Source organism: Frondihabitans sp. 4ASC-45 (genome assembly GCF_049472575.1).
Lineage (GTDB): Bacteria > Actinomycetota > Actinomycetes > Actinomycetales > Microbacteriaceae > Frondihabitans.
The window spans coordinates 444,851-458,733 of sequence record NZ_JBCEBN010000002.1; the positions used below are offsets into that span (position 1 = coordinate 444,851).

The 13,883-nt window shown below is 68.1% G+C and carries 12 protein-coding genes; 4 read left to right on the forward strand and 8 right to left on the reverse strand.

Annotated elements, in window-relative coordinates; genetic code table 11:
• The first annotated feature begins 19 nt into the window (after positions 1–19).
• The 4 genes from VH571_RS05655 (at position 20) to VH571_RS05670 (ending at position 5,321) form a co-directional block, all read left to right on the forward strand.
• Positions 20–1,183, forward strand: a complete 1,164-nt coding sequence (locus VH571_RS05655) for an acyl-CoA dehydrogenase family protein (protein ID WP_423263682.1) — start codon at positions 20–22, stop codon at positions 1,181–1,183.
• 183 nt (positions 1,184–1,366) lie between these two features.
• A complete protein-coding gene (gene dinB, locus VH571_RS05660; RefSeq protein WP_423263683.1) occupies positions 1,367–2,680 on the forward strand; it encodes a DNA polymerase IV in 1,314 nt (437 codons plus the stop codon).
• Positions 2,681–2,932: 252 nt separating this feature from the next.
• Positions 2,933–4,738, forward strand: coding sequence for a DEAD/DEAH box helicase (locus VH571_RS05665; protein ID WP_423263774.1), 1,806 nt, complete (start codon positions 2,933–2,935; stop codon positions 4,736–4,738).
• 376 nt (positions 4,739–5,114) lie between these two features.
• Positions 5,115–5,321: a hypothetical protein gene (locus VH571_RS05670; RefSeq protein ID WP_055957671.1), complete on the forward strand. Its 207-nt coding sequence runs from the start codon at positions 5,115–5,117 to the stop codon at positions 5,319–5,321.
• A 91-nt stretch (positions 5,322–5,412) separates the two neighbouring features.
• Here the strand turns inward: VH571_RS05670 and VH571_RS05675 are convergent, their stop codons facing one another.
• The 8 genes from VH571_RS05675 to VH571_RS05710 all read right to left on the reverse strand — a co-directional run bounded on the left by VH571_RS05675 (position 5,413) and on the right by VH571_RS05710 (position 13,854).
• A complete protein-coding gene (locus VH571_RS05675) occupies positions 5,413–6,084 on the reverse strand; it encodes a hypothetical protein (RefSeq protein WP_423263684.1) in 672 nt (223 codons plus the stop codon).
• Positions 6,085–6,231: 147 nt separating this feature from the next.
• Positions 6,232–6,669 carry an adenylyltransferase/cytidyltransferase family protein gene (locus VH571_RS05680; RefSeq protein ID WP_055961801.1) on the reverse strand — a complete coding sequence of 146 codons (438 nt, stop codon included), beginning with the start codon at positions 6,667–6,669 and terminating at the stop codon, positions 6,232–6,234.
• Positions 6,670–6,671: 2 nt separating this feature from the next.
• Complete coding sequence (locus VH571_RS05685) at positions 6,672–7,814, reverse strand: hypothetical protein (protein ID WP_423263685.1); 1,143 nt, start codon at positions 7,812–7,814, stop codon at positions 6,672–6,674.
• Positions 7,811–8,578, reverse strand: a complete 768-nt coding sequence (locus VH571_RS05690; protein ID WP_423263686.1) for a CDP-alcohol phosphatidyltransferase family protein — start codon at positions 8,576–8,578, stop codon at positions 7,811–7,813. The genes VH571_RS05685 and VH571_RS05690 overlap by 4 nt, the downstream gene beginning before the upstream one ends.
• Positions 8,575–9,792 carry a glycosyltransferase gene (locus VH571_RS05695; RefSeq protein WP_055957658.1) on the reverse strand — a complete coding sequence of 406 codons (1,218 nt, stop codon included), beginning with the start codon at positions 9,790–9,792 and terminating at the stop codon, positions 8,575–8,577. Before VH571_RS05695 ends, VH571_RS05690 begins: the two co-directional genes overlap by 4 nt.
• Positions 9,792–11,351: a sugar transferase gene (locus VH571_RS05700; protein ID WP_423263687.1), complete on the reverse strand. Its 1,560-nt coding sequence runs from the start codon at positions 11,349–11,351 to the stop codon at positions 9,792–9,794. The genes VH571_RS05695 and VH571_RS05700 overlap by 1 nt, the downstream gene beginning before the upstream one ends.
• An 879-nt stretch (positions 11,352–12,230) precedes the next feature.
• On the reverse strand, positions 12,231–13,556 hold the full coding sequence (locus tag VH571_RS05705) for an NAD(P)/FAD-dependent oxidoreductase (RefSeq protein WP_055957655.1): 1,326 nt from the start codon (positions 13,554–13,556) through the stop codon (positions 12,231–12,233).
• Between the two features lie 34 nt (positions 13,557–13,590).
• A complete protein-coding gene (locus VH571_RS05710; protein WP_423263688.1) occupies positions 13,591–13,854 on the reverse strand; it encodes a hypothetical protein in 264 nt (87 codons plus the stop codon).
• Between the last annotated feature and the right edge of the window lie 29 nt (positions 13,855–13,883).

Below are 13,883 nucleotides of genomic sequence, written 5' to 3' on the forward strand. Positions count from 1 at the left end.
ACCACCGTAGCGTTGTCGTATGGCGACCATCGCGGATCCTTCTGCCCTTCTCGACGACGACCTGCTCGAGCGATTCCGCGCGCGAGCGGCCGGCTACGACGAAGCCAACGCGTTTCCGCACGACGACTTCGACGAGCTCGCCGCGCTGGGGTACCTCAAGGCGGCCGTCCCGCGCGAACTCGGCGGCCTCGGGCTCGGCGTGGAAGCGATCGCCGCCCTCCAGAGCCGACTCGCCACCGCGGCGCCCGCGACCGCACTGGCGGTCAACATGCACCTCGTCTGGACCGTCACCGCGGCACTGCTCGCGGCCCGCGGCGACGACTCCCTGCGACTCGTGCTCGACGACGCGGCCGCCGGAGAGATCTTCGCGTTCGGAGTCAGCGAGCCCGGCAACGACCTCGTGCTCTTCGACTCGGTGACGACGGCCACCCCGACCGGCGACGGCGGATACACGTTCACCGGCACCAAGATCTTCACCTCGCTCTCCCCGGTCTGGACGAGGCTCGGCGTCTTCGGTCGAAACGACGAGGATCCGGCGGCGCCCTCGATCGTCCACGGCTTCCTCCGCCGCGCCGACGGCGGCCACGAATCGCTCGACGACTGGGACACCGTCGGCATGAGGGCGACGCAGAGCCACACGACGCGGCTGGTCGAGGCCCCAGTGGCCGCATCGCGGGTGGTGCGGATCCTTCCGGTCGGCCCCTCCGCCGATCCGTTCGTCTTCGGCATCTTCGCGGCGTTCGAGACCCTGATCGCCGCCGTCTATCGGGGGATCGCTCGGCGCGCTCTCGACCTCGCGGTGGGCTCCGCCCTCGCCCGCGACTCGCGCCGCACCGGGCTGCCGACGTCGAGCGACCCCGTCGTGCGGTGGCGGATCGCCGACGCCGCCATCGACCTCGACGGACTCGAGCCCCAGATCGATCGGATCGCCGCCGACCTCGACGGGCTCGTGGACCACGGCGCCGACTGGTTCCCGAAGCTCGTCGGGCTGAAAGTCCGGGCGACCGAGACGGCGACCCGGGTGGTCGACCGCGCCGTGACGGTGGCCGGCGGATCCTCGTTCCGGTCGACTTCGGAACTCGGGCGGCTCTACCGCGACGTGCTGGCAGGGCGATTCCACCCGTCGTCGAGCGACTCGGCGCACGAGACGGTGGCGGTGCGCTGGTTGGGGCCCGTCGGCTGAGCTCGTGCCTGTCGTCCCCTTGCCGAATTTGAAGGAGAAACCGGAGTGCCGGGGCTCCCGATCGGCATGTCGTCGTCGGCGTACAGGCGTTTCTCCTTCAAATTCGGGCGCAGGATCCGAGGCGGCCCCGTTCGACGATCGGATGTCGGTGGCCCGTGTGAGGATTGCCCCCGGAGGTGATCGATGAGCAAGCAAGACGGCAGCGGGCGTCAGGTCACGGCAGAGCCCACTGACGATGCGACCGCGACGATCTTCCACGTCGATATGGACGCCTTCTTCGCGTCGGTCGAGCTTCTCGAGCGGCCGGAGCTTCGCGGCCTGCCGGTCGTCGTCGGCCATCGATCCCAGCGTTCAGTCGTCACGGCCGCGACGTACGAGGCCCGTAAATACGGTGTCAACTCGGCCATGCCAATGGCGATCGCACTCCGCAAGTGCCCCCAGGCGATCGTTCTGGAGCCGCATTTCGAGCGCTACAAGCACTACTCGCAGCAGGTCATGTCGATGTTCGACGACGTCACGCCCCTGGTCGTGCGACTCGGAATAGACGAGGCGTTCCTCGACGTGCGCGGTTCGCTGCGCCTGCTCGGCACGCCGTACGAGATCGCGACTCGACTCCGCCAGCGGGTGCACGCCGAGACGGGTCTGCACTGCAGCATCGGCATCGCCTCGACCAAATTCGTCGCCAAACTCGCCTCGAGCGTCGCCAAGCCCGACGGGCTGCTGCTGGTGCCGCATCGCGAGACCCTGGCGTTTCTGCATCCGCGGCCGATCAGCGCGCTGTGGGGCGTCGGCGGGCGCACCGAAGAAGTGCTCCGGGGCTACGGGCTGGCCACGATCGGCGACGTCGCGGCGGCTCCTCTCGACATGCTGGTGAGAGCCATCGGAGCGGCCGGCGGTCAGAAGATCCACGAACTCGCCTGGGGCCGCGATCCTCGGCACGTGACGACCGAGAGCGAAGAGAAGAGCGTCGGCCACGAGGTCACGTTCGAGTCGAACGTCGGCGACGCCGACCGCATTCGCAGCGAACTCCTCCGGTTGAGCGACCAGGTCGGCCGACGGCTGCGAGCGGCCGGAGCGACGGGTCGAACCGTCGTGCTCAAGCTGCGCTTCGGCGACTTCGAGACGATCACCCGCTCTAAGACGCTCGCCGAGCCGACCGACCTGGGGCGGCGTATTTACGAGGAGGTCCGGGGAGTGTACGAGACGAGCGGGCATGCCGGCTCGTTCTCGCGGCATCCCACGCCGCTCCGGCTCGTGGGGGTGCGCATGGAGCAGCTCGCCTTCGAGGGGTCGTCCGGCGGCGCCGTCGGCCTCTGGGACGACGATGCCGACTGGCGCGAGGCCGAGACCACGATGGACGCGCTCCGAGCTCGCTTCGGGCCCGGCAGCGTCACAAGCGCGAGCCTGCTCGGGGGCTCGACCAAGCGCATCTCGCGCGGTGACCGCGACACGAACGGCGCCGCCCAGCGAGGGGCCTCGGCTACCGATGCGTCGTAGGCGGCTCCCGGTGACGACTAAAATCGGAGAGAAGTGAGTATCGCCACCGCACCAGACCCCGACGAGCCCCGCGGCTCGACCTTCGACGAACCCGGCGCATCCGGCCCGCAGCCCGCTGCGCCGACCGGCTCCGCGCTTGCCGGGCCCGAGCCCACTGGCTCTACGCTTTCTGGGACCGAGCCCACCGGCTCTGCCCATTCCGGGCCGGAGCCCACTGGCTCTACCCCTTCCGGGCCGGAGCCCAGTGGCTCTATCTCTTCCGGGCCGGAGCCCACTGAAATCGGGCGGGCGGCTGCGGAACACCTGTCGCCGGCCTTCCCCGAGCGAGCTGCGTGGGGCACCGCGGGCAAACTCCGAGCCTGGCAGGCCGAGGCCCTCGAGAAGTACTTCGCCGCTGAGCCCAGAGACTTCCTCGCCGCCGCGACCCCCGGGGCCGGTAAGACGACATTCGCTCTGCGCCTCGCCACCGAGCTTCTCTCGCGCGGCGACGTCGATCGCATCGTCGTCGTCGCCCCCACCGAGCACCTTAAACGCCAGTGGGCCGATGCGGCGGATCGCGTCAACCTCCGCCTCGATCCGATGTTCAAGAACGCCGATGTCACCTTCGGTCGGCACTACCACGGGGTCGCCATCACCTATGCGCAGGTGGGCATGAAGCCCGAGGTGCTGAAAAGGATCACCGAGGCAGGCCGCACTCTCGTGATTCTCGACGAGGTGCATCACGGCGGCGACGCCCTTACCTGGGGAGACGGAATCCGTGAGGCCTTCGGCAAGGCGACCCGCCGACTCTCGCTGACCGGAACCCCGTTCCGCTCCGACACCGCGCCGATCCCGTTCGTGCAGTACGCCCCCGACGAGCACGGCATCCGCACCTCTCAGTCCGACTACTCGTACGGTTACGGCCGTGCTCTCGCTGACGGCGTCGTCCGGCCCGTGCTCTTCATGGCCTATGCCGGAGCCATGCGTTGGCGCACCCGCATGGGCGACGAGATGAGCGCAACCCTCGGCGAGCACGTCACCAAAGACATCACTGCCCAAGCGTGGCGCACCGCACTTTCACCGCAGGGTGACTGGATCGCGTCTGTTCTCTCGGCCGCCGACAAGCGTCTCACCGAGGTGCGCCGCGGTGTCGCCGACGCGGGTGGGCTCGTCATCGCGACCGACACCACCGCCGCCCGCGCCTATGCATCCATCCTCACCAAGATCACGGGTGAGCGGCCCACCGTCGTCCTCTCCGACGAGAAAGCGTCGAGCGACCGCATCGGCGCCTTCTCCTCCTCCGACTCGCGTTGGATGGTCGCCGTCCGCATGGTGTCCGAGGGCGTCGACGTGCCACGCCTCGCGGTCGGCGTCTACGCCACGTCCGCTTCCACACCCCTCTTCTTCGCCCAGGCCGTCGGGCGTTTCGTCCGAGCTCGTCGTCGCGGCGAAACGGCGTCGATCTTCCTCCCGAGCGTGCCCGGGTTGATGGCGTTAGCTGGGCAGCTCGAACTCGAACGCGACCACGCTCTCGACCGGCCGACCAACGCCGATGACGGCATCTTCACTTCCGAGGAAGACGCGATGGTCGCCGAGGCCAACCGCGAAGAAAAGGCGTCGAGCCTCCTCGAGCAGCAGCCTTTCGAAGCTCTCGACGCGCAGGCCAACTTCGACCGGGTCCTCTACGACGGCGGTGAGTTCGGCACGGCCAGCGAGGTGGGCAGTCTCGAAGAGCTCGACTTCCTCGGCATTCCCGGGCTACTCGAGCCCGACCAGGTGCGCGAGCTCCTCCGGCAGCGCCAGGCGACTCAGGCCGGTCGCTCGAAGCGTCAGCCCAAGACCGGCCTGCCCACTGTGGTCGAGGAGCCGTCGCGCCCCCTCTACATGACCATCAAAGAGCAGCGTCAAGAGCTCAGCCGCCTTGTGTCGATCTGGTCGCGCCACTCCAACGAGCCGCACGGTGTCATCCACGCCGAACTCCGCCGCGTGTCGGGTGGCCCATCGGTGGCCCAGGCCAGCACCGAGCAGATCCAGAAGCGGATCGACGTGCTTCGCGGCCGCATCGGCAACCGCAAATAGCGCGCCGCTGCGGTGGCTCGCGGCCCGCGGATCGCGGCTTGCGGCTGGCGGCTGGCGGCCTTCTAGTCGCGTTTCGCGGGTTTAGTCGCGCTATATCGCGACTAAACCTGCGATTTGCGACTAGTTGCGCCAGGTAGCAGCGTCGGCGGCGCTTGCCAGCCGCAGCCCGCCTCGCGGTACGCACCACTAACCGAAATCTGCATCGCTTACCGGAAGATCGGTTCGTGATGCGTGATTCGGTTAGCGATGAAACAAGCAGCCGGCACTGAGGCCACGAGCAGCCAGCAGCCGGCACTGAGGCGACGAGTAGCCAACAACGGCCATGACCCACCACCCACCGCCCAGGCCGCCACCCGCCACCAGCTAAAATCAACGCGTGCTCGACGAAAGCGGCCCCGGAAGCTGGCTCGTCCGCGCCCACGACGATGCGCCACCCGAAGCCCTCGTCGAGAGGTTCGCCTCCGGCTACCGGCTGACGAGTTGGTCGCTCACCGAAAGCGAGCAAGAAAACCTCGGCGTCTACACCTCGGCTGCCCACGCCGAGACGGCGTGGTGGCGCCACCTCGACGGTTCCGACTCGTAGCGGCAGCCGCTCAGCCCCTCAATGCAAGAGGCGAAACGACTTAGCCGTGTGAGAACACCTCACCCGCACCCAACGTGTCGGACTCCACGGCTCACGCCGACGCACGAGCCGACGCACCCATCGACGCACTAGCCGACGCACCCACCGGCACACCGCCCGGCACCGGCTCGCCGCGACTCTTCTCCTCCCGCGCGATCTCGGCCCTCGCCTCCTCGGCCGTCGCCAGCACCGGGCAGGTCACGCAGCGTGTCTCGTAACGCGGAAGCTCGGCGCCGGGAACGAGCGTGTCGATGTCGGCCGCCTCGAAGCCCGCGTGGCCGGATTCGTGGCAGACGTAGGCGGCCCGCACTGTGAAGCCGGTGCGATCGCCGCAGGTGAGCAGGTGTTCGAGCCACGAGACATCGTCGCGGTCGAGCACGGCTGCGCCAGGCCGTTCGAGTACGAAGACGTACGACACCGCGTGAAACTCGTCGCGGATCGAGCGGAGGAGCTCGACGAGACCCTCACCGTCCGCACCGCCCGTGGCGTCGGGCCCGCCCCACAGGGGGAGATCGCCGATCGGCACCATGACCGGCATCTGGACGTCGTCGCCGTCGAGGAGCAGGAGCCAGAGCTGACGCTGCGTCGCGCAGGGGATGAGTTGCCGGATGCGCTCATCGAGGTCGGCCCGAGTGCGGAGCTCGCGATGCGAGTCGAGCACTTCGGTCGAGGGCGGGCAGGGGCAGGTGGCGAACGGGGCGTCGGTTGAAGTGGTCGTTGTCATGCGAAGAGCATCGTGCAGATGCCCCGACGCTCGCCGGCGTTATCCACAGCCCCGTCGGATCCTCGGCCCAGACCGAGCTGAGAAGACCAAGCCCAAGCCCAAGCCCAAGCCCAAGCCCAAGCCCAAGCCCAAGAGAAACCGAAACCGCTATCGCGCGATCGAGCCCTCGTCCAGTGCCGACACGGCCCGACGAAGAATGGTCGACGACGTCGACATCGTGTACGGGAAGTACACGACCTCGACTCCGACCTCGGCGAACTCGCGCTCGAGCTTCAGCCCCTTCTCGGTGCCGCGCCAGTCGTCGCCCTTGAAGAAGACATCGAACTGCAGCTCGCGCCAGACGTCCATCTTGTCGGGGACGACCTCGGCGTGGGCGAGGTCGACGAAGTCGATGTGGCTCACGATCTCGAGGCGCTCGGCGAGCGGCACCATGGGCGAGATGCCTTTGGTGAGTTCGAGCATCTCGTCGGCGACGACACCGGCGATCAGGTAGTCGCACTGGGTCTTCGCATGACGAAGCAGATTGAGGTGGCCGATGTGGAACAGGTCGTAGGCACCGGCCGCGTAGCCGACGCGTCGTTTCAGGGTCACGAGCGGTCCTTTCGAAGGGAGTCGCGCTTGACGCGCGAGGGGTCAGAAACAGCGGAGAATGCGTCTCGCTCTTCGGCGAGACGTGCAAGGTCGGCAATCGAGAGTCGCGAACGCGGGGGAGCGCTGACCAGATCGAGATCAGGATCCGCGGAGCCCGCCTGCAGTACCGGACCCCTGCCCGCACGTGCCTCGCGGATGTCCGTCGCCGCCCAGTCGCGCCGGACGGCGATCCGGTGGCGGCCCGCGACGCTCGTCATGAACACAGCGAGGGGTTCGACCCCCATCCCAACGAGTTCGCCGTGCATCGCCAGGAGATCCTCGACGGTGGTCCGGTTCGACCGGACGACGATCACGACGGCGTCCGCGAGCGGTGCAACCGCTCGGAGCGGCAGCGGGTGCGAATTGCTGGCGACGAGCGTGACGACCGCGTCGTATCGCTCGCCGAGAGATCCGAAGAGGCTCTCGACCTGGCCGAGGAGGCGCTCGGGGCGGGCCGAGGCGACGAGATCCGGCACCGGTACGCGCTGGTAGCCCGCGGCGTCGGGGTAGGCGGCCGCATCGAGGGCCGTGTCGCGGACGGTGGAGGGTCGAGCGAGAAGCTGTGACTCGATGTCGGCCTGAACCAGGGCTGGGCGGAATCCGCTCTCCAGCAGGGCACGGGCGTAGCCGCCGTCCACCCCAGAGACTTCGCCGACATCGTCGGCGCGGGCCAGCACGAGTCGCGACGGCAACTCGCCGCCAGCGAGCGACCGGACGTTCATGACGGCTTCGCGAAGCGCCGATCGCATGCGACTCGACGTCGGACGGATCGCGAGGTCATCAGCGTCGACAGCACCCCGCGGGAGTTGCGCCACAACGGGAAGGCCCGTGACACGACGAACATCGTCGGCCGTCGTGACACGGGGTTCAAGTCGCGTCAGGACGATGCCTGCCGCGAGGCCGAGCGCTCCACCGGCGAGGAGGAACGCGAAGAGGATGACGAGGGCGCCGATGGGCGTCAGTCCCCGGTCGTCGCGTCCGTCGAGCGCCTCAACGAGGGCCACGCCCGCGACGAGAGCGAGCAACGCCGACGCGGCGACGAGGATCCACCGTCGGCCGAGCTGAGCGACGGCGTCGGCAAGGGCGACGCGGCGCGTCATGGGGCGACCGACCGGTCGGGAAGCTCGCCGAGGCCCCTGAGCTCGCGGAACCACTTGGGCAGGGCGAGCGCGAGGTACAGGGTGTTCGCGGCGAAGAAGGCGATGTACACGACGGTGAATCCGAGAGGCCACGCCAGGAGGACGAACGACAGGCACATGAGGCCATAGTCGGTCGGCACGACGGCCAGAGAGTAGAGCGTGCTCGTCGAGCGACTACCGCGCGTCGGGATCCCGGTGCGGATGTGCTCGGCGCGGCGCAGCTGGTCGGTCAGGACGATCGCGAAGAACGCGACCGCCGCGATGGCGGCGTAGACGAGCGGCACGCCGAGCACCGCGTGGCGCCCCTCGGGCTCGCGCAGCCAGTTTCCGAAGACGGCCAGGTGGAGAACGCCGATCTTGGTGGCGTCGATCACGTGGTCGAGCCATTCACCGGCCGGGCTGCCACCACCGCGAAGGCGGGCCAGCTGCCCGTCGGCGGAGTCGAGTGCGTAACCGATCACGAGAAGCAGCATCACGACGATGCCCACGACGATCGAGGTGGGGACGAAGGCGATCACCGCGATACCGGCGAACGTGAACAGGGCGCTCACGGCGGTCACCTGGTTCGGCGTCATGCCCAACTGATAGGCCGCGGCCGCGAGGTAGCGACCGAGACGGCGGTTGATGAAGCGCGAGTAGGCGGGGGCGCCGCTCGACCCCTTCTGGGCCCCGGCGAGGCGGGCGAGGGAGTCGGCGTACGTCTCGCGGACAGCGGTCGTGGTCATGAGGCCTCCGCCAATTCGGTGGTGATGCGGGTGGGGCGGCCCAGCTCGCCGTCGACGACCGCTGCGATGCGGGAACGCATGCGGGCGGGCGTGAAGTCGCGGTGGTAGGCCGCCTCGGCTCGGCGGCCGGCTGCGCCGAGGGTGGCGACGTCGAGGTCGCGGAAGAGCGATGCCAGGCCGTCGACGTCCTCGCGGTCGAACAGCCAACCGGTGACGCCGTCGTCGATGACCTCCTCGGGACCTCCGGAACGGCTGGCGATCACGGGGCGCCCTTCGCTGAAGGCTTCCACGGTCACGAGCCCGAACCCCTCGAGGGTGTCGGTCGGAAGCACGACGGCGTCGGCCGCCTGCAGATACGGGGTCGCGTCGTCGACCTCGCCCACAACGAGAACCGTCTCGGGTCGGGAGACGTGCTTCTTGACCAGGGCCGCGACGTCGATGCCGAGCCCCACCGCGGGGACAGCACCGAGAATCACCAGCTCGCCGGGGCAGCCAGCGGCATCCCACGCTCGCAGGAGCGTGCCGTGGCCCTTGTGCGGGTTCCAGCGGCTCGCGATGACGTAGTGCGGTCGACGGTGCTCCGGGGGAGCCGTCGGAAGCTCACGCGAGCGATGGGGAACACCGTTGTGAACCACCACCGCCCGCGGGTCCTCGGCGAGACCCGACGCGCCGAGGACCGAGTGCGACACAGCCACGAGGGCCGTGCACGCACTCGCCAGGGGACGAAGACCTACCCGGTCCTTCGCACTCCATGGTTCTTGGAGATGCCCGACCACTCGACGGACGCCCGTGAGGCGTGCGAGGGGTGCGACGGGCAAACATGCGCTGGTAGCGCAGTAGACGAGATCGAAGTGACGGCCACGGAGCCTCGCCAGAGTGCGCACCGCGTCGCGCCCGAGGCGGAGGAATCCGCCGGGGCTCAGCTTCATCCGCCGCAGGATGGGCAGCGGGTGCCGCTCGACCCGGGCTCCGAGCTCGCGGAGCATCGGGCCGAGGGGGCCCGGCGCGACGTCGCTCGGTAGCCACACGGTGACGTCGAGCTCGTCGGCGGCCACGAGTTCCGCGACCACTTCGAGCACGATGCGGTCCGATCCGTACAGCTCGTCAGACGAGTGCACGACGAGGACCCGCCCGCGACGCCCGCTGCGGCGTGCCGCGCCCGCATCGCCGGGCAGGGCGGAGGCCGTCTCGTTCACGGTTTCGTCGGGAGTCATCAGTACGCCCCGTTCGGCCGCAGAATCACTTTCACGGTGCGCCACATCAGCACGAAGTCGACGGTCATCGACCAGTTCTCGACGTAGTACAGATCGAGCCGAACGCTCTCCTCCCAGCTGAGGTCGCTGCGTCCGTTCACCTGCCACATGCCGGTGAGGCCGGGCTTGATGTAGAGACGGCGGTGCACGTGGTCGGTGTAGCCGTCGACCTCGCGGGGAAGCGGGGGCCGCGGCCCGACGATGCTCATGCTGCCGCCGATGATGTTGAAGAGCTGCGGGATCTCGTCGAGGGAGTACTTCCGAAGGATCCGGCCCACCCTCGTGACGCGGGGGTCGTCTCGCATCTTGAAGAGCACGCCGTTCCCCTCCGATTGCTCGGCGAGAGCCGCGAGACGAGCTTCGGCGTCGACGACCATCGTGCGGAACTTGAGCATGGTGAAGCGGCGTCCGTCGCGCCCCACTCGCTCCTGCCGGAAGAGCACCGGGCCGGATCCTTCGCTCTTGATCACGAGGGCGATCACCAGCATGAGGGGGAGCAGGAGAAGCGACGCGAATCCGGCGAGAACGACGTCGGTGGCGCGCTTCATGACGTGCTTCGGGCCGTCGAACTGGGGCAGCTCGACGTGCATCAGCGGGAGCCCCTCGACGGGACGGAAGTGGATGCGGGGCCCGGCGATGTTGGCCAGGCGGGAGGCGATCACCAGTTCGGTGGCGCGGCCTTCGAGGCTCCACCCGAGGTCACGGATGTAGTCGGTGCCGGCACGCGGGTCGCCGGCGACGATGACGCTCTCGACGTTCATCTTCCAGACAGCGCGCGAGACGTCGTCGAGCGATGCGACGATCGGAACGACCCGCGACCCGGCGGCTACGGCGCTGCCGTCCTCGTCTTCGACGACGGCTCCGACGACGTCGTAGAGGGCACCCGGCTTCTCGTCAATTCGATCGATCACGTAGCGGACGTCGCTACGGCCGCCGACGACGATGGCTCGAGAGAGGTAGTTGCCGAGCTGGCGCTGGCGGATCAGCCACTTGCGCAGGAGGAACCGCGAGGCGATGAGGCCGACCGAGCCTCCGGGGAGGGCGACGAAGAAGTACGCGCGCATCGACTCATGGCCGGTGATCGAGATGACGAGGGCGATGAGCACGAAGGTGAGGATCGTGGCGTTGAGCACGCGCTTGTACTCGGCTGCCCCGGTTCCGACGACCGAGAGGTCGCGGGTGCGCTGGAACGCCAGGCAGAGGGCCCAGAGGAGGCCGATGCCGACGGGGTAGCCGATGAACTCGACGAGGGGTTTCGCGTCGGCAGCAGCGAGGCCGGCAAAGGTCTGGTCGACCCCGTCTCGGATGGTCTCGACGACGGCGGCGGTGACGACGCTGGCGAGGATCACGAGCGCGTCGCTGGCGAGGAGTCGACGGCGGTAGCGCAGCGCCCAGCCGATGCCGGTTGTGGCACCGCCTACTCGATCTCTGGATTCCGTCCATCCTGCGCTCGGGTTTCGGACCGGTGGGGTCCACGGAAGGCGGCGTTGTTCACCGACGTCGCGGCTGATGCCGGTCATGATGCCGCTTCCGATTCGGGACGGAAGCGGGTACGCGAAAACGTACGCAGAAGAGGCTGGGTAAGCATGGATCCAGGGTTCGGGTAGGCGGTGCAATAGCTCTGACTCGTATTTCGGGTACGGGCCACAGCATGAATCCGGTATTTCGACAAAAGATCGGGTTCCTGTCGGAGTACCGGAGTGACGACGGCGATTTCGATCCGTCGAGCTCCCGTCGGGTACGGGAGATCTCGAGGTTCGGTGCGCGTCGACGATCGGGAAGGGTTCGGGTGAAGCGGTGATCGGGTGTGGTGCTATTCGGGTTTCATGCGGGTGGAGCTGCGCGGACCGTGGACGGAAATGACAAGCGGATGGGTTCCAGTTGTCAGCCGATGGCCTCAGCGGGTATATCCCGACGGTAGGCCATCGACCGCTCGCTCCACATGCCCCCATTTCGGGGGACCGCATGCCCCCCGCATGAGGTACGCGCCAACGGGTGATGCCGCCTCGCCAACGGGTGATGCCTTCGGGGGACCGGACCCCCCTCCGGGGGGCGTTGCCGTAACGCCAAGGCACGAAACAGTTTGGTTCGGCATGAGGCACACCTGATGCCCACCAGCACGCGGATGCGGGCACCTCGTACCGTTCGACAGGAGTGAATTAGACGACGGGCGTCGATTATCTCTTCGACGCGGGTTGTGCGCGTCCTCCCGAATGACCGCACGTGCTGTACCCCGTTCTCACCCAAACGGGCGAGAGGGGGTGAAGTCTCGGCTTCCGGCGCTCACAGCCCGTTCACCTGCTCGAAGCGCACTGGTCGCTCGTGCGCCACCCCTCGGACACGAAAGGGCCCCCGCCGCACGAATGCGACGGGGGCCCGATATTCGGCGAGATGAAACGCTACTTCTTCACCCCACCCGCGAGAGCGACGAAGTTCGCTCGCGGGTCGTTCATGTTCTCCAGGGTGGTCTCGTCGCGACCACCGACGAGGTTGGTGACCCATCCGGTCAGGATGCGCCACTTGCGCGTGAAGGTCGGCATGGCGAGCAGGTGGTACCCGCGGTGGGCCAGCCACGCGAACAGGTTCTTGAGGTGCACGCCCTGAATGAGAGCCGCACCCTTTCCGATGCCGTAGCTCGCAACGGTTCCGACCGACTCGTGGCGGTATTCGGCGAGAGGCTCTCCGGCCATCGACGCGAGGATGTTCTCGGCGACCGTCACCGCCTGACGGACGGCGTTCTGAGCGTTCGGCGGGTAGTAGGCCGGCTGCTTCGCGGCAGTCAGGTCGGGTACCTGGGCGTTGTCGCCGAGTGCCCAGACACCATCGATGCGCTTGCCCTCGTCGGTGACGACCTCGAGCTTGGCGTTGGCGTTGACGTGGCCCTTGGGCCCGCGGGGCAGGTCGGTGCTGTCGAGCGCCGGGTTCGGCTTGACGCCTGCCGTCCACACAATCGTGCCGGCGGGGACCGTCTCGCCGTCGCTCAGCACGCAGTCGCCGTTCTCGCACGACGGCATCGTGGTCTTGAGTCGGATGTCGATGCCACGGGCGCGGAGCGCACCGAGGGTCCACTTGGACAGCTCGGGGCCGACCTCGGGAGCGACACGGTCAAGGGCCTCGACGAGCACGAAGCGCACCTCGTGCCGGGAGAGAACCGGGTACTGGTCGACCGCGGAATTCGCGGTGTCGAGCAATTCGCCCATCGCCTCGACGCCGGTGTAGCCGCCACCGACGAAGACGACTGTCAGGAGCTTGGCCCGTTCGGCCGGGTCAGTGGTCGCGGCCGCCTTCTCGATGTTTCCGAGGATCCGGGCCCGCACGTACGACGCTTCCTCGACGCTCTTGAAACCGACGGCGTTCTCAGCCAGCCCGGGCGTCGGGAACGTCCGCGTGACCGCACCGATGGCGACGACCAGGTGGTCGTAGGCGACCTCGCTCGTGCGGCCGTCGACGAGGTCGACCGTCACCTTCTTGGAGTCAGTGTCGATACCCGACATCGCCCCCTGGATGAATTTCGAGCGCTTGAGCGTTTTACGCAGCGGAACCGTCACATCTTTGGGATCAATGTGCCCACCCGCCACTTCGGGCAGGAACGGTTGATAGGTCATGTAGGGGCTCGGGTCGATCACCGTGATGCTCGCGCTCTGGGGAGGTCGCTTCTTTTGAAGAGCCAGAGCGGTCTGAAGACCCGCCGAACCACCACCCAGAATAACGATTCGTGTTGTCATGACGACGACGCTACTCCTGAGTCACCAGTGGTTGCTATTCGACGCCGTCGCTTTCGGTGTAGCTGCCTTCGACACCTGCACGGTCGGCCTCGGTCTCACCCGGCGTGGTGGCTTCCTCGGGGATCTCGCTGTCGGTGAAAGCGCCGTCGTACTCGACGCCGTCCTCCTGGGTTCCCGTGTACGAGCCTGCCGTCACGTGCTCGCCGCCATTGAGGGGAGCATCTGTTCCGGCGTCGGTCTGCTTAGCCCCGGTCTGCGCGGCCTGGGCCTCGTTGTGGTCGTGCTTGTCGTCGCTCACGGGCGGCTCCGTTCGTCGTGCCGGGCGGC

Coding starts and splice junctions, on each gene's coding strand:
- VH571_RS05655 (WP_423263682.1), top strand. CDS start 20: ATGGCGACCATCGCGGATCCTTCTGCCCTTCTCGACGACGACCTGCTC.
- dinB (WP_423263683.1), top strand. CDS start 1,367: ATGAGCAAGCAAGACGGCAGCGGGCGTCAGGTCACGGCAGAGCCCACT.
- VH571_RS05675 (WP_423263684.1), bottom strand. CDS start 6,084: ATGACAACGACCACTTCAACCGACGCCCCGTTCGCCACCTGCCCCTGC.
- VH571_RS05685 (WP_423263685.1), bottom strand. CDS start 7,814: ATGACGCGCCGCGTCGCCCTTGCCGACGCCGTCGCTCAGCTCGGCCGA.
- VH571_RS05690 (WP_423263686.1), bottom strand. CDS start 8,578: ATGACCACGACCGCTGTCCGCGAGACGTACGCCGACTCCCTCGCCCGC.
- VH571_RS05695 (WP_055957658.1), bottom strand. CDS start 9,792: ATGACTCCCGACGAAACCGTGAACGAGACGGCCTCCGCCCTGCCCGGC.
- VH571_RS05700 (WP_423263687.1), bottom strand. CDS start 11,351: ATGACCGGCATCAGCCGCGACGTCGGTGAACAACGCCGCCTTCCGTGG.
- VH571_RS05705 (WP_055957655.1), bottom strand. CDS start 13,556: ATGACAACACGAATCGTTATTCTGGGTGGTGGTTCGGCGGGTCTTCAG.